Genomic DNA, 23,431 nt, shown 5'->3' on the forward strand with positions numbered 1-23,431 from the left:
TTGGAGCTTTTTAACACACTACTTTCCTGGTTTATGAAAAAGCGGATCTCCCAGATTGAGCTTTTTAAGGAGCATCCTATTGAGGTTCAGAATGAAGTACTTGCAAATCTTTTAGGAAAATCTCGAAATACAGAATGGGGAAGAAAATACAGTTTTGAAAACATCAAAAGCTATCATGATTTTAAATCTGTGGTGCCAATTGTGCGCTACGAAGACATAGCCGATATAATTGAACAAGTCATGAAAGGGGAGGATAACATTCTTTGGCCTTCTGAAATAAAATGGTTTTCAAAATCATCAGGTACAACGAATGCCAAGAGTAAATTTATACCGGTCAGCAATGAAGCCCTTGAGGATTGTCATTTCAAAGCCGGAAAAGATTTACTTTCCATGTATTTAAATAATTATCCGGAATCAAAATTATTTACAGGGAAAGGCTTAGTAATAGGAGGCAGCAGCCAGGTTAACCATTTAAATTCCAAATCTTCCTATGGTGATATTTCAGCGGTAATTATGAAAAATCTTCCGCTATGGGCGCAGTACGTAAGGGTACCGAGCCTGGATATTGCACTGATGGAAAACTGGGAGGAAAAGATTGAGAAAATGGCTCATGCGGTTAAAGACGAAAATATTACCAGCATTACCGGCGTACCCACCTGGACTATTGTTTTACTTCAAAGAATTCTAGAATTAACCGGAAAAAAGAAAATTATTGAAGTTTGGCCTAATCTCGAATTGTTTGCGCATGGTGCTGTTGCATTTGGCCCTTATAGACATTTGTTTGATGAATTGATCGGTGCAAAAATAAATTACATCGATTCTTATAATGCATCTGAAGGATTTTTTGCAATACAGGACCGAAGTGATCATGAGGACATGTTGTTAATGCTGGATTATGGAATTTTTTATGAATTTCTGCCGACAGAGTATTTAGATAAGGATCACTCCAAAGTAGTCACCCTGGAAGAGGTGGAGCTCGATAAAAATTATGCAATGATAATCACGACAAATGCTGGTTTGTGGAGGTATATGATTGGTGATACAATAAAATTTACAACCAAATCACCTTATAGAATAAAAATCACCGGCAGAACTAAGCATTTTATAAATGCATTTGGTGAAGAGATGGTTATCGAAAACGCAGAAACTGCTATTGCAGAGGCCTGTAAACAAAGCGGGGCAAGTATCGAGAATTTTACGGCGGCACCAATTTATCTGGAGGTAGGTAAACGAGGAGGTCATGAATGGGTCATTGAGTTTATAACCAAACCGGACTCAATTGAAACCTTTACAGAAATACTGGATAACAAATTAAAAGCGATCAATTCTGACTATGAAGCTAAAAGACAAAAAGATATAGCTTTGATTAAACCAAGAGTACATATTGCACCGGAAAAGACCTTTTATAATTGGATGAAAAAACGAGGCAAACTCGGTGGTCAACACAAAGTGCCTCGCTTAAGTAACAGCCGCGAATTTATAGACGAAATACTGAAAATTATTTCCACTTAATAGTACAGCCTATTGCTTTTGTACTGGAAATAGCAACCTTTTTTCCTTTTTTTAAAGCTGCAATGGCATTTTCAACGTATTTATTTTCAACATCTTCTGCGCTTTGGGGATTATCATCAATTGCACCTATATAGGCCACCTGATATTTATCCTGCACTTTATTCAATAGATAAACATGTGGGGTTCTGGTCGCTCCATAAGATTTTGCTGTATTTTGTGTTTCATCAAATAAATACACAAATGGATATGCCTTTTGCTTTGATCTCTTGATCATATTTTCAAACGAATCATCCGGTTGTTTGACCGGGTCATTTGGATTAATAGCAATAACCGGGTAGCCGTCCACAGCGTATTTCTTGTGCAGGTCAATAATCCTTTGTTCGTAGAGTTTGGCATAAGGGCAATGGTTGCATGTAAAAACAACGATAAACCCTTTTGCTTCTTTATAGTCACCAAGGGACACCATATTTCCGTCGACGTTTTTGAGAGTAAAGCTCTTGGCCATGTCGCCCACATTATAACCTCCGGCAAAGACCGTGGAAAGTGTCATTAGGCCAATAAATACTGATAAAATTATATTTGGTACTAAATTTTTCATAAGAGATTGTTTATTGTGCTTTCAAGTTCTTCAAGTTCTAATTCTTTTTCCATGAATTTAAGAACTTTTGAATTTTTAACGAAAACCGTTGCCGGTATTGCTCCAGACCATTGAGGGCTAACCTGATCTATCCATTCGTTATATTTTGTGTCGTTCAGCCATATTATTTCACTTTTCAAATTATTTTCTTTGATAAATGGTATTAGTTTGGAGCTGTATTGTTTTTCAAAATCAAGACTGACAAGGATCACCCTTACATTCTTGTTTGCATATTTTTTATTGACTTCCTCAAAATAAGGCAATTCTTTTATGCAGGGCCCACACCATGTAGCCCAGAAGTTTATAACCATTAAAGTATTGCTTTCTTTTTTATCAAGTATCTCTGATTTAAACTCTTTAAAATTATAGACTTTTAGGTCGTTCTCAGGATAAGAACCGGATAAAATTATAATAGCAAATACTAATATGAATGAAGTCTTGAACATGTAATGGATTAGCTTATCAATAGTATATAACAAACTTAATTAAAATTAATTTCAAGTTTTAAAATTCAAGTATTAATCAAAGCCCGTGAACGCAACTATCTGTAAATGAATTGATATTTCTAGATGTATGATATTATCAGATTAAAATAACCTAAAACTTTTCCACAATTTGAAAAATTTATCCACAGCAATTTTTTGATTTATGTTAATTACTTGTAAATCAGCTACTTAATAAAAAATTATTTGATTTGATTTTTGTGGATAAGTCAGCATATTTTTTTCATAACACAGGCATAATATTGTTTTAATACCTCTGACGTGTAATAATTATAGTAAAAAGGAAATAAAAATCGCTCAATAATTTTACTTAAAAAATTAATCAGGTTTCCTGGGTTTGTCTGATCTTATTTCTGTAAGTATTGAATATTCTGGACTTGGACAAAAAGCCTTTGTATTTGCCTTTTTCTATAACAGGCAAATTCCAGGCGCCGGTAATTTCAAATTTCCTCATGACTTTATCCATGCTCTCATTGGGGTACACTTCTCCTGGTGGACTGTGCATTAAATCTTCAACGAAAGTGTTTTCCTGGGAATCAGTGTCAAACATGATTTGTCTGATATCATCAAGGGTTACAATGCCTCTTAAAACCTCGTCTTCATCAACCACAGGGAAAATATTTCTTTTAGAATTACTTACCAGCTTGACCAAATCTTTTAATGTGGAATTGGGTGAAATTGTGAGGAGATCCCTTTCAATTAATTTATCCATTTCGATAAGGCTGAGAACCTGTCGATCTTTGTTATTTCGGATCAATTCGCCCCTTTGAATTAATCGCTTGGTATAAATTGAATAAGGTTCAAAATAAGAAGCAGTAGAATAGGCCATTGCCGATACGATCATTAGCGGTATAAATAACGTATAACCATTGGTTATTTCAGCAATAAGGAATATGGCAGTTAATGGGGCGTATTGTACCCCGCTCATGATTCCACACATTCCGACCAGAATAAAGTTGTTGACCGATAAAATTTTGTCTGCACCAACCTGATTGACAAATGAAGAATAGGTAAATCCGAGATAACCTCCGACTACCAAACTTGGGGCAAAGATTCCACCACTACCACCTGCTCCCAGGGTAATGGCAGAGGCAATGGGTTTTAACAATACCAATAAAAGCGTAAAAATCAATATGAATCCTTCATTTGAAATCTCCGAAAAGAAAAGACTGTCATTTAAAATATTACTCTCAGATTTTGTGAGTGTGATAATACTGTCATAACCTTCACCGTACAATGGCGGAAACACAAATATTATGGCGCCGAGCAAAATTCCACCAATCCAGGGCCTCAGGCGATAATTCAACCTTGAAATTTTATTCTCAACTATGGGTACGACTCTTGAAAAATACACTGAAAAAAGCCCACATAAAATTCCAAGAATTATATAATAAGGAATTTCTACCGCCTGAATTTCCTCCACCAATCGAAATGAGAATATTATATCATCGCCGGTCGTGAATTTTGAAACCAGCGAAGCAGTTACAGAGGATATCAATAAGGGAATGAAATTTTGAATTGTGGCTTGAGCAAGAATGATTTCTATTGCGAATATTACTCCACCAACCGGAGCATCAAAAATCGCTGCAACACCTCCTGCAGCACCACAGCCAATCATCAGAGTTCTTTTGTTATGATTAAGATGCATTATGCGGCTGATATTTGATCCTATAGCAGAACCGGTAATGGCAATTGGGGCTTCCAATCCGAGCGATCCACCAAAGCCTACGGTAAAAGTACTTGTGACCATTCTTGAGTACATTTTTATGCGCCCTATTATGCTGGATTTTTTTGATATGCTATAAATAATATCTGTTACACCATGTCCGAGGTAGTCTTTAAAAATTAAACGCCCAAAAAATACAGTAATAAGAATTCCTATCAGCGGGTAGAATACATATGAAACGTTGGCATTGGCTATTTCAAAACCCGAAGTGAGAAAATTTTGAATATAATGAACGGCTGTTTTTAAGGTTACTGCCGCCAGACCGGATACCAAACCGATCACGCCGGAAAGAATAAAAATAAAATTCCTGATAGGAATATGCTTGAGTCTCCAAATAAGAAACTTCGTTAGCAGTTCTTTGAACATCAGGCAAAATTATAAATTACAAGCTGATTACAGCAGATAAATTAATTGTAGATGAAAAACAGAATAAACGAGCTCTTAAATATTAAATATCCGATCATTCAGGCAGGTATGGTATGGTGCAGTGGCTGGAAGCTGGCAAGCGCTGTGTCAAATGCCGGTGGACTTGGTTTGATTGGAGCCGGTTCCATGTATCCGGACGTTCTTGAAGAACATTTAATTAAATGCAAATCCGCCACAGATAAAAGCTTTGGTGTCAATGTCCCTCTGCTATACCCGGACATTGAAAAATTAATGGAAATAATTGTGGAGCATAAAGTACCAATCGTTTTTACATCTGCAGGTAACCCTAAAATTTGGACTGAGCATTTAAAATCAAGAGGAATTAGAGTAGTGCATGTAGTTAGCAGTTTAAAATTTGCTCTAAAAAGTCAGGATGCCGGAGTGGATGCAGTGGTAGGTGAAGGATTCGAAGCCGGTGGCCACAATGGAAAAGATGAAACAACAACAATGTGTTTGATTCCTGAAATGGCTATGAATTTAAGCATTCCGGTTATTGCGGCCGGAGGTATCGCAAGCGGCAAAGCAATGCTTGCAGCAATGGCATTAGGAGCTGAAGCCGTGCAGGTAGGAACGCGATTTGCAGTTTCGAAAGAATCGTCGGCACATGAAAATTTTAAAAACAGAATAATTGAAGCCAAAGAAGGAGATACGATCCTAACCCTTAAAGAAATAACACCAGTCCGATTGATCAAGAACAATTTTTATGAACAAATTCTGAATTACAAAAAAAGGAATGCTTCAATTGAAGAATTGAAAAATCTATTGGGAAGAGCAAGGGCGAAAAAAGGGATTTTTGAAGGTGACCTCGATGAAGGTGAACTGGAAATTGGCCAGATTTCCTCAAGCATTCAAAAAATAGAGCCCGCCGCAACTATTTTGAAAAGTATTTGGGAGGAGTTTCTAAAGGAAAAGCAAAGAATTATTGATTTGAAGATATAAAAAAAGCGGACCGGAGTCCGCTTTTGATTTAATCTGTATTAGTATTTATTCAGTTAAATTCTTCGTAAAATAAGTTTCAAAATGATCCTTTGAGATATCCTGAAAATCTTCCGCTTTTCTTTCAAGTGTCTGATGCTCTGCTTCAATTTCAAGATACTTTATTTTATGTGTTCTCAAATCTTCCATGCCCTCTGCGGGTATATTATAATACATTTCATAATCTGAGTGTTTTTTGTTGTCTGAAAGCTTACCGCAATATTTTTGTATTGGCTTGAGATCAACGTCCGATCCATTATCAAGGTATAAGATTATATACTCTGATGTATCGATACAACCAATATTTAAATGAGTATTGATCCAAACTTTTAAAAACGTATCCCCTTCTTTCTCAAATAGTTGAAAATCAACTTTGGACTCTAAGTCATGAATAGCAAATTTTTCTCCGGTGCTCTCGTAATCCATTTGTGCTAATCCCATCAGTGGCAAGAAAAATACCAATGCGCTTGCGTATAATAATTTCTTCATTTTCATTTTTTTAATATCAGGCTAAATTAATAAATATTTCAGAGAGCAATGAGACAATTCCCGTGCCAGAAAAATTATTTTGCAGAAAATATTGTGGTTTAATCCGAAAATTTTTGCTGAGTTTCCTCCGATCCACGGATCACCTTTTCTTTGAGTCTTAATTTAAAATCATCCAGTTTTTTGGCAATGTTCTGATCAGAAGCGCCCAATATTTGTGCAGCGAGAATTCCGGCGTTTTTTGCCCCGTCCAAAGCAACTGTAGCCACGGGTACTCCCGAGGGCATCTGTAAAATAGAAAGTAAGGAATCCCATCCATCTATTGAATTTCTGGATTTTACAGGTACACCAATCACAGGTAAGGAGGTTAAGGATGCGACCATTCCGGGTAAGTGAGCTGCACCGCCGGCTCCGGCAATGATAACCTGAATACCCCTACTGCGTGCATTTTTGGCAAAATCAAACATTTTATCAGGAGTCCGGTGTGCTGAAACTATATCCACCTCATTTTCTATTTTCATTTCATTGAGAAAATCAATTGCATCCTGCATTACATTTAGGTCAGAGGTGCTACCCATGATAATTGCCACTTTTGCCTTGTTCATGCTATTATTCTGAAATTTTCTTTAACAAATTTAATCTTTTCCTTCAATGATCCTGCATCTTCATCAGTGATGGTGATATGTCCCATTTTTCTGAATGGTTTTGTAATTTTTTTGCCATATAAATGAATGTGAACACCCGAAACCTGCAGAATTTTATCCATTCCTTCATATATGGCCTCTCCGGTATGTCCATCGGCCCCTAATAAATTTACCATTGCGGATGGGACCCGAATATCTGTGGATCCCGGTGGCCAGTTTAAAATAGATCTTAGATGTTGTTCAAATTGAGAGCTCTCATTTGATTCAATGCTTTGATGACCACTGTTATGGGTTCTTGGTGCCATTTCATTGACCAGGATGTCGCCGGTTTTTGTCAAAAACATTTCAACTGCCAGAATTCCGACCATGTCAAGCTTTTCGATAATTTTAATTGCCAGTGATTCGGCTTTATTTTCTATCTCTTGACTCACATTAGCGGGCGACAATAAATAATCGACCAGATTGGCTTCCGGATGAAATACCATTTCAACCAAAGGGAAAGATTTTATATCACCATTGGCATTTCTGCTGACTATGCAGGAAATTTCCTTTTCCAGGTCAACGGCTTTTTCAATTAAACCCGGTTCGGAAAACGATTTGGAAATATCTCTTTTAGTCGTAATTTTTTGAACACCCCTACCATCATAACCATCTTTTGCCAGCTTGTGAAAACCGGGAATCATTTCGGGGTGTTTTTTAATTTCTTCATTGCTTTGGACAAGAGCATATTCTGACGTGGGAATTGAATTTTCGATATAAAATTTCTTTTGCGCTCTTTTATCCTGAATAAGTTGTATGACTCTGGCTTGTGGATACACTAATTTTCCCTGCTTTTCCAAAACGGCTAAAGCTTCTGCATTTACTTTTTCTATTTCTATAGTGATTATGTCGAGATCTTTGCCAAAATCAATTACATCTTCAAACTTTTTTAGATCGCCGACCTTGAATCTAGCCGCAAGATTTTTACAGGGAGCGTTGGGATCGGGATCCATCACATCGAATTCAATATTATAATCAATGGCTTTCTGTATAAGCATTCTTCCGAGTTGGCCACCGCCAAGTACACCGATTTTTTTACTAGAATTCATCAGAATAGAAGTATTTAGATTTAAAAATAAAAAACCCATCGCGAATGAACGATGGGTTAAAAACTTTGGGTGACTGATGGGTTTCGAACCCACGACCCTCGGATCCACAAACCGATACTCTAACCAGCTGAGCTACAGTCACCATATTTTTTAGAGCTGCAAAGTTATACAAGAATCAAAATTTAAAAAAGAGATGATTGTATTTGAAATTAAATACCCCCACAAATTAAAGAGTTTTTAAGTTGTAATGATCCCAAATTAGTGCGCTTGCACCAAGTACTGCAGCATTTCTATCCATTAGACCTGAAATCTCAAGTTTTGTTTTATTCGCAAATACCGCAAGCATATTTTTATCCATATGTTCTTTAGTGGGGTTGAGGATCAAATCTCCGGCATTCATTAAACCGCCAAAAAGAAATATGGCTTCGGGACTAAAAAGAGCAACAATATCCGCCAGTTTTTCGCCCAATATTCTACCGGTAAATCGAAATGCTTCCTGTGCGATAAAGTCACCTTTGGCCGCTTCCTCTGCAATCATGTTTGAATGGAGGTCTTCATAACTCACAGAACGCAATTTGGATTCCTGATGATAGAAAGACAAAAATTCAAAAATAGTCCTTTTAATTCCAGTGGCTGAGACATAGGTTTCAAAACATCCGTTTTTTCCGCATTTACACCGTCTGCCATCAATTTTAACTCTTGTATGGCCTAATTCGCCGGCAAAACCATCGCTTCCATAAATTAGCTGACCATTGCTGACAAAACCGCTTCCCAGGCCTGTTCCAAGCGTAATAATTGCAAAATCTTTCATGCCTTTTGCCTTGCCAAAATGCATTTCTCCAATGGCTGCAGCATTGGCATCATTGGTTACAATTACAGGCACATTAAAATGTTTTTGGATTTCTTTTACAATCTCTATTTTGCCTTTCCAAGGTAGGTTTGGAGCGTGTTCAATAAATCCGGTAAGGTAATTTGCATTTGGCGCTCCAAGCCCGATTCCCAATAACTGAATATTGTTATTTTGGGATTTTAGAACTGTTTTTAATTCCTGAGCAAGTGTGTTAATAAATATTTTTGCATCGCTTTGCTCATCTGTTGGCATACGACTTTCTCTGAGAATATTCCCCTTTTCATCCACAAGGCCAATTTTTGTGTATGTTCCTCCTATGTCTATTCCAAATGCCGCTTTCTTCATTGAAAGGCAATATATTTATTATCGGTCAAATCTATAAATTAATCGATCAACTAAAATTAATATCCAGGATGGTTTTTGTTTAATAACTGCATCAAACAAGCAAGATGGAAAAACAGAACGGCCGGAACCAAAAAACTCGGCAACCAGATTATGGGATATTGTAAAACTGCAATATTTGCCTGCTCAAGTCCATACATTTGAAATGGATAGGGTGTGGAGAAAATTCCGTAAAAAACAACATTGACCAAAAAAGCAATTCCTACAACATTCCATATTTGTATCCACCTTTTATGAATGGAGGTGTTTGAGTAAAACAACATGGCCATTACCGGAGCGGATAATCCGATGATTATATCATAATTTCTGCCCGAAAAAGTCATGATCTCAGGAATGAGTTTTTCCATGAATAATCCGTAGAGTACTAATTCAATAGGTACACGGAGCACATGAAAGAAAGTCATCCATTTCCCAGGCATTTTAAGAATCCGGTCTTTCATAAAGATCAAAACAACAACTACAAAAAGAACCGGTGGGACTATTGCAAGCAAAAATCGCGGTGGCATAGACTTTGTATTGCTTAAATAAAAGTTATTGTTAGCCAGATAGGCTTGCAAACTCAGCCAAACAAATATTATCGCACCAACATAAAGCACAGAAAGAAATGCTTTACTTTTGTTTTGATAGGCCTTGTAAATATTAAAAAGCAATCCAAACAAGGCTAAACCTGTTACTACATAAAAAGTAATATAAACTGCATTGAATAGGTCCATAGTGTAAGTCGTAAAGCTAACGACAGTTTGCAAATTAATAATAAATAACATTTACATAAATATATTCTATGAAGCCAATCTTATTCTGTACATTGTTATTGGGCCTAATTCCCGGCACTAAATTTTCAACTGCGCAAAATATTAAGCCAGAAACTATAATTGCTAAATCAATTGACTTTTACGGAGGCGATAAATTTAATCCTTCAGATATCAGCTTTGTATTTAGATCAAAAAAGTACGAAATACATCTAAATGGAGGCTTTTATGAATACAAACGCATTTTTACTGAGGATAATGAGCTAATAGAAGATGTATTGAAAAACGATGGCTTTACCCGTTTTGTGGACGGAGATGAATCTTATTTGGCTAAGCTCAGATCCGGTTCCTATTCGAGCAGTGTCAATTCAGTAGTTTATTTTGCACTGTTACCGTATCGCTTGAAAGATGAAGCCGTAATTTCTCAATATTTGGGAAAGTCATCTGTGAAAGGCAAAAGTTATTACAAGATTAAAGTTACGTTTTCAGAGAATTCAGGGGGTGAAGATTTTGAGGATGTATTCGTTTATTGGTTTGATATAGTGGATTATTCATTGGATTACTTGGCTTACAGTTATCTTGAAACCAAAGGACCCGGATTAAGATTTAGAAAGGCCTATAATCTTCAAACAGTCAATGGATTGACTTTCCAGGATTATGAGAATTACAAAGCCAATCCACTAAAGTATAAAGTAGAAAATTTGGATGGGCTTTTCAATGAAAACAAACTCGAGCTTCTCAGCAAAATTGAGCTAAAACAAATTGAGGTAAAATAAAAAAGCCGGTTCAACCGGCTTTTAATTAGGATATGGGATAAATAATGTTTGTCAACCATTTTGCTGTATCGGGTTCATTCATTGGATCAGTAATATAGAATTCCATTGATTCGCCTTTCAACTCAAGATTGTTGACCTCCATGTATTTTTCGATGTCGTCATAGGCCGTGTTCATTTTTTCATATGCACCGTAATAATCTCCTTTGACGCATTCAAATGCTTCCATAGAACCTGTTTTTACCATATCATTACCTTCTCCTGCATCGCCGTCTACCTGCATGGCAAAAGTAAATTCAAATTCTTCTCCCATGGAATGCCAGATTGCAAATGGAGCACCCGCATGATTCAATCCATTCTTTTCCATGTATTCCATCATTATGCCGGCCATTTCTCCCATTTTAGCGCTAATGTTCTCCATTGTCGCAGATCCACGCACACTCACATAGTTCATTGCGGGCATTTCAGCTCTGGAAATATCAATTGAATAAGTAGGCATGGTTTCGGACAGACTTTTTAATTTGCTCAATCCTTTTTCAAAATCAGGACCTAACATTCCGTCAAAAGCCAAACCGAAGTATCTGCCAATGACCGGAAAATCATCCATAGACGAAGTCATAGCCCAGGAAACCTTTACCCCATCACTTACTTTTTCAAATTTCCAGTTGCCATTTCCCGGACTCATACCTTCAAATTCTAATAAGGTACTTATAGATGCATTATCTACGTTGTCAACAATAGTAAGACAACCTTTTCCCACCGTTTCAGGATCGCCATCCCAACAGTATTTGGCATCTTTTCCCATTTCCGGGCCAAAAAACTCAATCTTCATATCAGGATCCATTTCAGCCCAAGGGGACCATTTCTCCCAATTATGCAGATCGTTAACCTGTGAATAGATATTTTCCACCGGTGCTTCCACAACAATCGATCTTTCTACCGTGACCTCAGAGGGTAAAAAGAAAGATATGATAACGATTAAAGCTATCACTACTAATAATCCAATTCCAATTTTCTTTAACATATCTGTTTTATTTAGTGAAGACTAAATTCCTGATTTTAATACTATTATGCAAAAGCGCGCATACCCTTGATTGATGAAATGATATTGTTTAAAGCTGATTTTGCTTCTGAAATGCCGTGAATATTATTCATATTTAATACCAACATGTCTTTGACCTCTTTTAGCTGACACATTTTGGGATGCGTTTTTACAAAATTTAAAATTGCTCCAAAAACTTCACCTTGAAAATAGCTTTCATTGGATGTATCAAGTATGTAGCCTTTAAGTTTACCTGATTTCAGACTTAATTTCCCAAAACCCAATTCTTCCGCCAGCCAACGAAGACGGGCAGTTTCAACCAAATCCCGGACACTTTCAGGCAATTTACCAAATCTGTCTTTTATGTGCTCAACAAATTCTTCAAGCTCTTTTTCATTTTTTACATTATCGAGTTCGGTATAGAGTCGAAGTCTTTCTGATACATTTGGAATGTATGTCTCCGGGAATCGAACTTCCAGATCAGTTTCTATATTGCAATCCTTGACAATTTTTTTAATATCTACCTCATTTTTAAATAGAGAGGCAAACTCATTTTCTTTTAATTCCTGAACTGCTTCATCCAATATTTTATGATACATGTCGAATCCGAGATCGTTAATAAAGCCACTTTGTTCCCTGCCAAGCAAATTCCCCGCACCTCTTATGTCGAGATCTCTCATCGCCACTTTGAAGCCATCACCTATTTCTGAAAATTCTTCTAATGTCTTAAGCCGTTTTCTGGAATCGGCCGAGAGCCTGTTGAGAGGAAGGGTTAAGAAATAACAAAATGCTTTTCTGTTTGAACGACCCACCCTTCCCCGCATCTGATGTAAATCCGATAGCCCAAAACTATGGGCCTGGTTGATTATGATGGTATTTGCATTGGGAATATCCAATCCGGATTCAATAATATTTGTCGAGACCAATACGTCATATTCTTTTTCGACAAACTTAAACATGGCTTTTTCCAATATTCTTCCTTCCATTTGCCCATGAGCTATACCTATTCTGGCATCAGGAACTAGTCTTTTAATAATATTGGCGAGTTCTTCAATATTTTTCACTCTATTGTGAACAAAAAATACCTGGCCTCCTCTTTGTAATTCATAGCGAATTGTATCCCTGATTAATGCTTCATTGAAAACATGAATTTCCGTTGCAACAGGTTGCCTGTTTGGGGGAGGAGTATTAATTACCGATAAATCGCGTGCGCCCATTAGTGAAAAGTGCAGGGTTCGTGGAATCGGAGTTGCTGTTAATGTCAAAACGTCAACATTCACTCTAAATTCTTTGAGTTTTTCTTTGACTTTAACTCCAAATTTCTGTTCCTCATCGATAATTAGCAGCCCTAAATTCTTGAACTTAACATCTTTTCCTACTAATCGATGAGTCCCGATTATAATATCGATTTTGCCATCTTCAAGGTCTTTCAAAGTGTTTTTTATCTGTTTGTTGGTTCTAAATCGATTGATATAATCTACCCGAACCGGAAAATCTTCCAAGCGACTCGAAATGGTATGAAAATGTTGTAATGCCAGCACTGTTGTAGGAACCAGAATAGCCGTTTGTTTTCCATCTGCCGCAACTTTGAATGCTGCTCTGATGGCGACTTCGGTTTTACCAAAACCCACATCTCCACAAATAAGCCGATCCATAGGATATTCTTTTTCCAGATCGGATTTTACAGCTGTGGAAGCTTTGGCTTGATCAGGAGTATCTTCATATATAAATGAGGATTCGAGTTCTGCCTGAAGAAAAGAATCCTGGCTAAAAGCATAGCCTTTGGTAGCTTTTCTCTTCGCGTAAAGTTCAATGAGGTCTTTTGCAATGTCCTTTACTTTTCGCTTGATTTTCTTCTTTTTATTATCCCAATCCGGACTACCTAGCTTATTGACATTTGGTGCCTCGCCCTCTTTTCCGGAAAATTTGGAAATTTTATGTAGGGCATGGACATTGACAAGTAGAATGTCGTCATCCTTGTATATAAGGCGGATGGTTTCCTGAATTTTACCATTCAGCTCTTTTCTTTCCATTCCTGCAAAGCGGCCAACGCCATAGTCTATATGAGTCACATAATCTCCAGGTTCAAGTGATTGTAACTGCTTTAGGGTTAATGCTTTTGATTTGGAGTATTTCTCTTTGACTTTATACCTGAAAAAACGCTCAAAAATTTGATGGTCAGTGTAACAGGCAATTTTTCTTTCATAATCAATGAATCCTTCACGAAGCGATAATAACTCAGGGCTTATATTGAGGTCTGCATTTAATTCATCAAAGATATTTTCTAACCTTTGAATTTGACCGGGCTGATCAGCAATTATGAAATTTTGTATTCCGCGGTACTGATTTTCCTCCAAATGCTTAATAAGGATTTCAAAATTTTTGTTAAAACTCGGTTGACCGCCTGTTTCAAAATTAAATGACAATGCATCATTGTGATATTGAGAAATACCAAATTCAATATTTACATAGTTATCAAGGCTATTTAATATAGATTCAGAATTTTCATACAGAAACTCTGGTTTCAGGATGATTTTTGTATTAGAACTGTTTTCGAGTAGTGTTCTATAGGTTTTACTTACTTTATTGAAAACATCGTCTGCAGCCTCAGCAAGGCCTCCAATATCTTTCAGCCATATTTTAGAATTAATGGGAAGATAATCAAGAACTGAAACTCTTTCTTCTTCCAGCAGTCGCGTTTGAACGTTTGGAATAATGGCAATCTTGTTGATCTTATCAACTGACAGCTGAGTTCCGGGATCAAAAGTTCTGATACTTTCAATTTCGTCGCCAAACAGTTCGATTCTGTAAGGCAAATCATGTGCAAATGAAAATAGATCAATGATACCACCTCTTATCGAAAATTGACCAGGTTCTGCTACAAAATCTACAAGCTCAAAACCAAATGAAATAAGCTCTGCTCGTTTCACTTCAAGATTAATACACTCACCCAATTTTAAATGCATTGTGTTTTTGACAAGCGATTTCTTATTAATAACCTTCTCGGCCAGGGCCTCGGGATAAGTGACAATAAGTTCTCCTTTTGAATATTTGGCATTAAGTCGGTTTAATACTTCTGCTCTTTGAAGAATATTGGCATTTTCAGTTTCCTCAAATTCATATGCTTTTTTATAGGAGGTGGGGAAAAAAGAAACCCGATAATTGGGTAAAAGTTGGCGTAAATCACTTAAAAAATAAGCCGCCTCTTCTTTTTCATTGAGTACAAAAACATGATTTTGTTGATGAATTTTGTATGTGGATGCCGCAATAATGGAGTCCAGACTTCCGGAAATACCATTCAATCTAATATGCCTGTTTTCATTTGGTTTAATTAATTCGGCTATAGAATTGATAATGGAGTCGCGCTTATAAATATTTAATATCTCGCCTTTTAACAATCTTTTACTCTTTGTCTACAAATGTATCTTATCAAAGTTAATTGAATCCTCTTCGACTAGTATTAATGCAGTTTTACAAGATACAGTTCGAAATTTTATTAACACATAGATAGAAATGCAGTTTTGAATTGTATTAAAATGAGAGCGAATCTAAATTTTTCACTATTTTTAGAGTTTGTTGGAAAAATATTTTATTATTTTTCGGTCTTATTCGAAAAAATTTTTGATGTATATGAAAATGAATCTACTGCGATACCTTTCTGTAATTACCCTCGGACTGTTATTATTTGCTTGTGAAGAAGATGACAAAATCACAGACGAATTACCACCTGAGGATGCCGTGAATTTCACATTTAAGCCATTGCAAATAAATCAAACGGTGGATCAAAATGGCAATACCTATTTCGCCAGCGCTACTTTGGTTGTGGATGCTGATGTTTCTTCTTCTGCTCCTGAAGGATATAGCAAACAAGTTTTAATCCAGGTAGTAAAATGGGAAGACGGTGAAGAAATAGAGATCACTAAAGGCGCGCAATTTAATTTAAGTGGCAACGGCGCGGGTGATGCAAAATCATTCAATTTGAATTTCGACAATATCGTTTCTGAACAAACAGAATTGAATTTGGCTGCTAATATTCTTGAAGCAGGCTCGCTCAGAAAAATAAAAGGCCAGGGAATTTTTGTAAATGTTGAAACCGAATCTGAAGACAATACTGTTCCTTATAAGATCAAAAGGATAGAATGGGATACTGCTCTTGACAAAAATAAAGACGGATTTTTTGCCAACCGAAGTGTTTCATTTACTGTTGCCACAGAGGGTGCGGTTGAAAAAAATCTTACCGGTGTCATTAGGTTGATTAACGATAGTAATCTTGATACTGCATTAATTGTAAACGTTCCCCAGTTTTCAGTTAAACGAGAAGGTTTTTCAAACAATGATATAAGCTTCAGCATTGATCAGTCAATTATCCCTAACCGTTCGGGCTATGAAGTATTGATGCAATTTAGTGAAGTTGCAAACCCCGGCGAGATAGCTTATGAGCAATTATTCAAAGCGGCCGATTTGGTGAGAATTGGCTTCGAGCCAACGGTCTATGACGATAGAGTATATTCATTACCAAATGATCCGGTAGTTTCATTAAATAATCTTGATACAGCGACTGGTTATTATGATTCGGTATTTGTTACATTTTCAATTGTAGCTAATGCAGATTTAGAATATCGTGAGTTTGATGGAATCGGAGATGACTTTGACCTAAGGGCACCATATGCACGGATTACATATTTCAAACCTTATGACCCAACCTATGTGAGTTATTTAAATCTATCAGATTCTATGCTTACAGATGATCCGGTTGTTGCACAACCTTTCGGTTTTTATGTTTCTGAATTAGTGCCTCCAGGAGATACAGCGACCTATGAATTTAAAATTCAGATTGTCGAACCTGCTGAAAATTTCTTCAATTCTGTTGAAGATGTTGTAGTTAGAGAATATTCAAAGGACGATTATGCTGTTCTAGGTGATGTGAAAATCGACCCCTAAGAGATTTATATATTTAAAACAAAAAAAGGACATCCATGGATGTCCTTTTTTTGTTTTAATGCTTCTTATATCTAAACTCCCAAAAGTAATCTTGTAGGATCTTCAAGCAATTCCTTAACTCTAACAAGAAAACTTACTGACTCTTTTCCGTCGATGATTCTGTGATCATAGGATAAAGCCACATACATAATCGGAAGAATTTGAACTTCGCCATTGACAGCCATTGGTCGCTCCACAATATTGTGCATTCCTAGAATGGCCGATTGAGGTGCATTTATAATGGGGGTTGAAAGCATTGATCCAAAAATTCCACCATTGGTGATGGTAAATGTACCTCCGGTCATTTCCTCAATACTAAGTTTTCCATCTCTTGCTTTAACTGCGAGATTGTAAATTTCTTTTTCAATTTGGTCAAATGACATGTCCTCTGCGTTGCGAATTACTGGCACAACCAAGCCGCGTGGGGTCGAAACTGCAATAGAAACATCGCAATAATCTGAATAAACAATTTCATCACCATCGATTTGACCATTTACAGCTGGATACTCCTGAAGCGCCATACAGCAGGCCTTTGTAAAAAATGACATAAAACCTAAGCCTATCTCATACTTTTCCTTAAATGACTCCTTATATTTTTTTCTGAGTTCCATGATCGGTTTCATATTCACCTCGTTAAAAGTGGTCAGCATTGCTGTGTCATTTTTAACCGAGACCAATCTTTTTGCAATTGTTTTTCGCAAATTGCTCATCCTTTTTCTTTCCTGATTCCTGGTTCCGGAAGATTTTTCTGATAGCTTAGAAGTACTTTCTTTAGCTTGTGTTTGCTTGCTGTCAGACTTTTTGGCAGCCTGAGCATCTTCTTTAGTTATGCGACCATCAACACCGGTACCTTTTACATCAGAAGGATTAATGCCTTTTTCTTTTAAAATTTTTGCAGCTGCCGGAGAAGCATGTCCTGCAGCATAGCCATCTGCATCCGATACCTTAGAACTTGAACTAGTATTGTCATGAGAAGTGCTTTGAGGCTGGCTTTCTTCTTTTACAGATTCAACTGCATTTGATTCAGCAACTTCGATTTTGCAAATTAAATCACCGATCGCAAGGGTATCACCTTCGCTTGCGACATGTTTTAAATAACCGGAAGCTTCAGCAGGTAATTCAAAAGTGGCTTTGTCTGACTCAATCTCACAAATAATTTCATCAAGTTCAACAAAATCTCCATCCTCTTTTAACCATGAGCCCACAGTGACTTCATTGATGGACTCTCCCACAGGACTCACCCGCATTTCTTTTATTTCACCGCTTTTATTAGATGTGTTAGCAGTAGAACTTTGGGATTTTGTTTCTTCTACGCTCTTAGATTCTTTCTGGGAATCTTCTGAACTTGATTTAGAATCCGAAGCGCTAGCATCTGTATCTATTTCACATATGGTATCACCTACTGCAAGCGTATCACCTTCCTGGGCAATTATCTTTATTTTTCCTGCAGACTCAGCATTAAGTTCAAAAGTGGCTTTATCGGACTCAAGCTCACAAATTATTTGATCCATCTCCACCATATCACCATCTTCAACACTCCATTGTCCAATGGTGACTTCGGTAATTGATTCACCGACTTGAGGTACTTTGATTATTTCACTCATAATACTATTATTCCAATGCTTTATTTATAAGATTTTTTTGTTCTTCTGCATGTTTCTTGTGAAAACCGGTCGCGGGAGATGCGCTTGCCTTTCTGCAAATCACCTCTATATCCCGTTTGCGGTAGTATCTCATTAAATAGTTCCAGGAACCCATATTTTCCGGTTCTTCCTGCACAAAGAAACATTTAGCTTTATTGTATTTTTTAAAAATTGCCTCTAATTGTTTTTCGGGTAGTGGATGCAATTGTTCAATTCTAACGATGGCTACATTCTTTTTCTCTTGTTTATCTCTTTCTTCAGAAATTTCATAATAGATTTTCCCTGAGCATAAGATTAATTTGTCTACTTTTTTAGCATCTGCGGTATCGTCGATCACTTCCTGAAAATTGCCTTTTGTAAACTCTGAAATTGGCGATACGCAAGCCGGATTTCTCAACAGGGATTTTGGCGACATATTGATCAAAGGCTTTCTAAAAGGCCAGGCAAGTTGACGTCTTAAACCGTGAAACAAATTGGCAGGTGTGGTGATGTTGGTCACAATCATATTGTAATTGGCGCTCAACTGTAAAAACCTTTCAAGTCTTGCGCTTGAGTGCTCCGGTCCCTGACCTTCATAGCCATGCGGGAGAAGCATTACCAAACCGTTCATTCTATCCCATTTTGATTCTGCAGCTGCAATGAATTGGTCAATCATAACCTGCGCTCCATTGGCAAAATCTCCAAATTGTGCTTCCCAAATTACCAGGGCATGAGGATTCGCCATAGCGTAACCAAATTCAAAGCCAAGAACAGCAAATTCGGATAACAGTGAATTATATATTCTCAGTTTTTGCTGATTTTCCTGTATAAAATCCAAATTCGAATAGGGCTCATTGCTTTCGGCATCAAATAAAATAGAATGTCTGTGTGAAAAAGTTCCTCTGATTACATCCTGACCGGAAATTCGTACAACCTGATTCTCAGCTAATAACGAACCGTAGGCAAGCAATTCCCCTGCTGCCCAGTTTAGCATTTTTTCTTCAAAGAACATTTTATTTCGTTCTTTCAAAAGCCTGTCTATCTGCTTTAATGGTTTAAAATCTTTTGGCACATTGCACAGCGCTTTGCCAATGGCATCTATTTGCGCTTTCTTTATTCCAGTATTTGGAGATTTGTCAAAGTCTTCAGGTTTGGAATTTCGAAGCTCTTCCCATCCAAATCCAAGCTCAACGGATGAATAGCTTAATTTTTTCTCCTTGACCATATTCAACCTGTCCTGTAATAAAGACCTGAAAGCCTTGTCCATTTGCTTAGCAATATTTGCATCACTATCGCCTCTTTCTATTAGGGCTTTATTATATACCTCCCTTGGATTGGGGTGTTTGGCTATGGTGTTATATAGTTTGGGCTGAGTGAATTTTGGCTCGTCACTTTCATTATGGCCATGTCTTCTGTAACAGACCATATCGACAAAAATATCTCGGTGAAATTTTTGTCTGAACTCAACGGCAATTCTCGAAGCAAAAGTAACTGCCTCAGGGTCATCTCCGTTAACATGCAGAACAGGGCTATCAATAATGTCAGCGATATCAGTAGAATATATACTCGATCTCGCATCCTGAAAATCAGTGGTAAAGCCCAGTTGATTATTAATAACAAAATGTATGGTTCCTCCTGTGTGATAGCCTTTTAATTTGGACATTTGTGCCACTTCATAGACAATTCCCTGTCCGGCAAGGGCCGCATCGCCGTGGATAAGTATTGGCAATACCTTCGAAACGTTATCATCAAAAATATAATCTGATTTTGCTCTAATAAATCCCTCAACGACTGGATTTACAGCCTCAAGGTGAGAAGGATTGGGCGCCAGATTAATTTTAACCATGGTTCCGTTTGTAGCTTTAATAGAACTGGAAAATCCAAGATGGTATTTTACATCACCATCACCCATGGTAGTACTTGGCGGTGCATTGCCTTCAAATTCATTAAAGATTTCTTCATAGGTTTTTTTCATAGTATTGGCAAGCACATTCAAACGACCTCTGTGGGCCATTCCAATAACAATACTCTCTATCCCCAAATCAGCACCGGTATTTATCATGGCATCAAGTGCGGGAATGGTGCTTTCTCCACCTTCCAGTGAAAATCTTTTTTGTCCTATGTATTTGGTATGGAGAAAGTTTTCGAAAACTACCGCTTCGTTTAACTTGGAGAGAATATGCATTTTCTCTTCCTTACTTAGGTTTAGGTTTAGATATTCCTTTTCGCTTTTATCCTTAAACCATTGTCGTATTTCTGGTTCTCTGATTTCGTAATAATCGAATCCTATTGTTTGACCAAAGATACTTTTACACCTTTCAACTATTGATTTTAGAGTGGCTTTACCAAGTCCCAATTCATGCCCGGCATGAAATTCCTTTTCTAAGTCGCTTTCGCTAAGGCCAACATCTTTTAATTCTACGCCGGCATTTCTATTTAATCTTTGTCGCACCGGATTGGTATTAGATATGAGATGCCCATATTCTCTATAACGTTCTATAAGGTCATATACCTTGACTTCGTCTAATGAAAAATCATCGGATGAAACGGCCTCACCGTTGTCCCAATTTTTTGAAGCAAATTCAAAACCCTCAAAAAACTTCTGCCAGGATTCATCGACAGATTCGGGTTTAGATTTAAATTCACTGTATAAGTTTTCGATGTAGTCGCCATGAGCATTGGCGATATAAGAATATTTGTCCATATCCCTGAATGTTGATAAAATCAAAGGTATATATTCTGATTATCAATGAAAAATTGCCTAACCGATTATACACTTATTTAATTTGTGCGTAATTTGACAGATAATTATATGTATCTGTTAAAGCCCCCTGATCAGTAATTGTGGCTTTCTTTAAGATGTCGTTTTTATCATTATTCCAGAATTGGGGGAGAACATTTGAAATCAATTCTTTTCCGAAATCCTCTGAAGCATCTCTCGGTAATTCACATGGTAAATTATCCACTGCCATCACAGTAATATTTCCTTCATCACTTAAAGCTTTTTCAACGCTGTCATCGCTAGGGTTATAATCGTAAATGGGATCCTCAATAGTACTGGGCATTTTTGTAGAAGGTATACTTCCTTCGATATCACAGGTAATGTCTGCTATTATTCGAATCCTGAAATCATGGCCAGCACTCTGTTCTCTCGAAAACAAAACCGGACTTCCGGGATCCCAATAGGCGCCTGCTATTAACAGATCTGTTTGATAAGCATATTTTAAAAAATTGCTTTTAAAATGTTCAGGGTGTTTGTAAAACTCATTCCTGCTGAATGGGATTCCATCTTTGTGATAATGATAATCCCTGGAATTCAATTGAGCAAAAACCGGTTCCCTAAAGCTTTCTTCTAAATATTCAGCCGGAGTAACTTTTTGAATATTCATTCCGTGAAGTACTTCCATAGCACCTTTTGATACTCTCCCTCCTCCGGTTAAAGCTATTTTTATAGCCGGCAACTTCACTTTACCGAATTCTCTTTTGAGATCTTCGAGATCAAAACAACGATGAGCCCTTCGAATATTGAACAAATTGTATCGCTGTCCGAAAGTCCAAATGCCATTGTATGCGCCTACAATTCCGGCGTATCTTCCAAAGGCAATGATTCGCTTTCCATTGGTATCAGTCAATACCTCATAATCGATCAATCGAATATTTTTCTTAATTATCGTTTTGAGCAGATCGCGATTGTAGGGCTGTTCTTTAATAGTGTGAGAAAAGAAGAAATAGGTTTTATCTTCGATCAAATGTTTTTTAGGAACTTCTTTTACGCCCATTAAAACGTCACAATCACTTACATCCTTTACAACTTTTACCCCGGCTTCAGTATAATCGATATCTTTAAAACAACGGATATTACTGGATTGGACTACAATTTCAAGTTCCGGAAATGCCTCCATGGCATCTGCACATTGCGCCGGAGTCATTGGAACGCGTTTATCGACCGGTATTTTTTGCTCTTTAATTAATCCAAATTTAATCTTTGTCATATCTGATTATTCTGATAAATAAGACCGCAATTTAAGCTTCATTAGTTCTTTTTGGAATTTTTCGTGAATCAATTCAAACTTTTCATCGATAGAGTTAAATAAATCATAAATTTGAACTTCGTTTTGAATGATGATGATATGGCCTGGTTTAATAGGAAAGCCAAAGGAATTCAAACACCTACTGATCAGAAAAAAGATGTACCCGATGGTTTGTGGTACAAAACTCCTTCCGGAAATATTAGTCATATGGCAGAGCTCAAGAAAAACAGCTATGTTGTACCGGAAGATAACTATCATGTAAGGATTGGTTCCAAAGAGTATTTTGAAATAATTTTTGATAAAAACAAATTTCAGGAGCTGGATGCAAATATGTCATCAGCCGATCCATTGAATTTTGTAGATACCAAAGCTTATCCCGCAAGAATAACTGCAACCCAGCAAAAAACTGGATTGAAAGATGCTGTTCGTTCGGCTGTTGGTAAAATGAACGGTAAGGAAATAGTTATTAGCTGTATGGACTTTCAGTTTATTGGTGGAAGTATGGGATCGGTTGTGGGGGAAAAAATTGCCAGGGCAATTGATTATTCGAGAAAACATAAAATTCCATTTTTAATGATTTCAAAATCCGGGGGTGCCAGAATGATGGAAGCCGGATTTTCCCTAATGCAGCTTGCGAAAACTTCTGCCAAACTTAGATTGCTGGCGGATGAAAAAATTCCTTTTATTTCGTTATTGACAGACCCAACTACAGGGGGCGTTACCGCTTCGTTCGCCATGTTAGGAGATTTTAATATAGCCGAACCCGGAGCCCTTATTGGTTTCGCCGGGCCTAGAGTAATAAGGGAAACAATCGGTAAAGATTTACCTAAAGGATTTCAAAGTGCGGAATTTTTAATGGAACATGGATTTCTCGATTTTATCGTTGACAGACGTGATCTCAAGCGCACACTTACAGATTTATTAAAAATGCTTGAAAATTAAAGAACCATGAGCCCTTTAAAGCGTTGAAATTAGTACAAACTTT

The 23,431-nt window shown here is 37.1% G+C and carries 18 protein-coding genes and 1 tRNA gene; 5 read left to right on the forward strand and 14 right to left on the reverse strand.

The genetic code is table 11. The features are described 5' to 3' along the window. Entirely contained in the window at positions 1-1,512 is a 1,512-nt protein-coding gene (locus HZR84_08450) for a GH3 auxin-responsive promoter family protein (protein ID QNL21967.1), read from the forward strand. Here HZR84_08450 and HZR84_08455 read toward each other — a convergent pair. The 3 genes from HZR84_08455 to HZR84_08465 form a co-directional block, all read right to left on the reverse strand. Further along, entirely contained in the window at positions 1,499-2,110 is a 612-nt protein-coding gene (locus HZR84_08455) for a thioredoxin family protein (protein QNL21968.1), read from the reverse strand. The genes HZR84_08450 and HZR84_08455 overlap by 14 nt on opposite strands. Then, entirely contained in the window at positions 2,107-2,595 is a 489-nt protein-coding gene (locus HZR84_08460) for a redoxin domain-containing protein (protein QNL21969.1), read from the reverse strand. Before HZR84_08460 ends, HZR84_08455 begins: the two co-directional genes overlap by 4 nt. 379 nt (positions 2,596-2,974) lie before the next feature. Further along, the gene (locus tag HZR84_08465) at positions 2,975-4,744 is read right to left on the reverse strand and encodes a chloride channel protein (GenBank protein ID QNL21970.1); all 1,770 of its coding nucleotides are present in this window, start codon (positions 4,742-4,744) and stop codon (positions 2,975-2,977) included. A 51-nt stretch (positions 4,745-4,795) separates the two neighbouring features. On the opposite strand from HZR84_08465, the gene HZR84_08470 reads away from it, so the two are divergent. Further along, a complete protein-coding gene (locus HZR84_08470) occupies positions 4,796-5,743 on the forward strand; it encodes a nitronate monooxygenase (GenBank protein ID QNL21971.1) in 948 nt (315 codons plus the stop codon). 45 nt (positions 5,744-5,788) lie between these two features. On the opposite strand, the gene HZR84_08475 is transcribed toward HZR84_08470, so the two are convergent. From HZR84_08475 to HZR84_08500, 6 genes are all read right to left on the reverse strand, one after another. Beyond that, on the reverse strand, positions 5,789-6,268 hold the full coding sequence (locus tag HZR84_08475; protein QNL21972.1) for a hypothetical protein: 480 nt from the start codon (positions 6,266-6,268) through the stop codon (positions 5,789-5,791). A gap of 98 nt (positions 6,269-6,366) precedes the next feature. Continuing rightward, on the reverse strand, positions 6,367-6,870 hold the full coding sequence (gene purE, locus HZR84_08480) for a 5-(carboxyamino)imidazole ribonucleotide mutase (protein ID QNL21973.1): 504 nt from the start codon (positions 6,868-6,870) through the stop codon (positions 6,367-6,369). Then, positions 6,867-7,997: a 5-(carboxyamino)imidazole ribonucleotide synthase gene (locus HZR84_08485; protein ID QNL21974.1), complete on the reverse strand. Its 1,131-nt coding sequence runs from the start codon at positions 7,995-7,997 to the stop codon at positions 6,867-6,869. The genes purE and HZR84_08485 overlap by 4 nt, the downstream gene beginning before the upstream one ends. A gap of 68 nt (positions 7,998-8,065) precedes the next feature. After that, positions 8,066-8,139 (reverse strand) — tRNA-His (locus tag HZR84_08490). 84 nt (positions 8,140-8,223) lie between these two features. Beyond that, a complete protein-coding gene (locus HZR84_08495; GenBank protein ID QNL21975.1) occupies positions 8,224-9,192 on the reverse strand; it encodes an ROK family protein in 969 nt (322 codons plus the stop codon). Positions 9,193-9,248: 56 nt separating this feature from the next. Continuing rightward, positions 9,249-10,013 carry a hypothetical protein gene (locus tag HZR84_08500; protein ID QNL21976.1) on the reverse strand — a complete coding sequence of 255 codons (765 nt, stop codon included), beginning with the start codon at positions 10,011-10,013 and terminating at the stop codon, positions 9,249-9,251. A gap of 17 nt (positions 10,014-10,030) precedes the next feature. Between HZR84_08500 and HZR84_08505 the strand changes: the two genes are divergently transcribed. Then, positions 10,031-10,774, forward strand: coding sequence for a hypothetical protein (locus tag HZR84_08505; protein ID QNL21977.1), 744 nt, complete (start codon positions 10,031-10,033; stop codon positions 10,772-10,774). A 25-nt stretch (positions 10,775-10,799) separates the two neighbouring features. Here the strand turns inward: HZR84_08505 and HZR84_08510 are convergent, their stop codons facing one another. Both HZR84_08510 and mfd read right to left on the reverse strand, forming a co-directional pair. Beyond that, positions 10,800-11,795: an SRPBCC family protein gene (locus tag HZR84_08510; GenBank protein QNL21978.1), complete on the reverse strand. Its 996-nt coding sequence runs from the start codon at positions 11,793-11,795 to the stop codon at positions 10,800-10,802. A 44-nt stretch (positions 11,796-11,839) separates the two neighbouring features. Beyond that, positions 11,840-15,211 carry a transcription-repair coupling factor gene (gene mfd / locus HZR84_08515; protein QNL21979.1) on the reverse strand — a complete coding sequence of 1,124 codons (3,372 nt, stop codon included), beginning with the start codon at positions 15,209-15,211 and terminating at the stop codon, positions 11,840-11,842. Positions 15,212-15,443: 232 nt separating this feature from the next. Between mfd and HZR84_08520 the strand changes: the two genes are divergently transcribed. After that, positions 15,444-16,754, forward strand: coding sequence for a hypothetical protein (locus HZR84_08520; GenBank protein ID QNL21980.1), 1,311 nt, complete (start codon positions 15,444-15,446; stop codon positions 16,752-16,754). A 71-nt stretch (positions 16,755-16,825) separates the two neighbouring features. On the opposite strand, the gene odhB is transcribed toward HZR84_08520, so the two are convergent. The 3 genes from odhB to HZR84_08535 form a co-directional block, all read right to left on the reverse strand. Further along, on the reverse strand, positions 16,826-18,397 hold the full coding sequence (gene odhB / locus HZR84_08525; protein ID QNL21981.1) for a 2-oxoglutarate dehydrogenase complex dihydrolipoyllysine-residue succinyltransferase: 1,572 nt from the start codon (positions 18,395-18,397) through the stop codon (positions 16,826-16,828). 7 nt (positions 18,398-18,404) lie between these two features. Next, entirely contained in the window at positions 18,405-21,119 is a 2,715-nt protein-coding gene (locus HZR84_08530; protein QNL21982.1) for a 2-oxoglutarate dehydrogenase E1 component, read from the reverse strand. Positions 21,120-21,192: 73 nt separating this feature from the next. Further along, on the reverse strand, positions 21,193-22,407 hold the full coding sequence (locus tag HZR84_08535; GenBank protein QNL21983.1) for an alanine dehydrogenase: 1,215 nt from the start codon (positions 22,405-22,407) through the stop codon (positions 21,193-21,195). A 138-nt stretch (positions 22,408-22,545) separates the two neighbouring features. On the opposite strand from HZR84_08535, the gene HZR84_08540 reads away from it, so the two are divergent. Continuing rightward, positions 22,546-23,388: an acetyl-CoA carboxylase carboxyltransferase subunit beta gene (locus HZR84_08540; GenBank protein QNL23221.1), complete on the forward strand. Its 843-nt coding sequence runs from the start codon at positions 22,546-22,548 to the stop codon at positions 23,386-23,388. Positions 23,389-23,431: the final 43 nt, after the last annotated feature.

Source organism: Hyphobacterium sp. CCMP332 (assembly GCA_014323545.1).
In the GTDB taxonomy this organism is placed as follows: Bacteria; Bacteroidota; Bacteroidia; order Cytophagales; family CCMP332; genus CCMP332.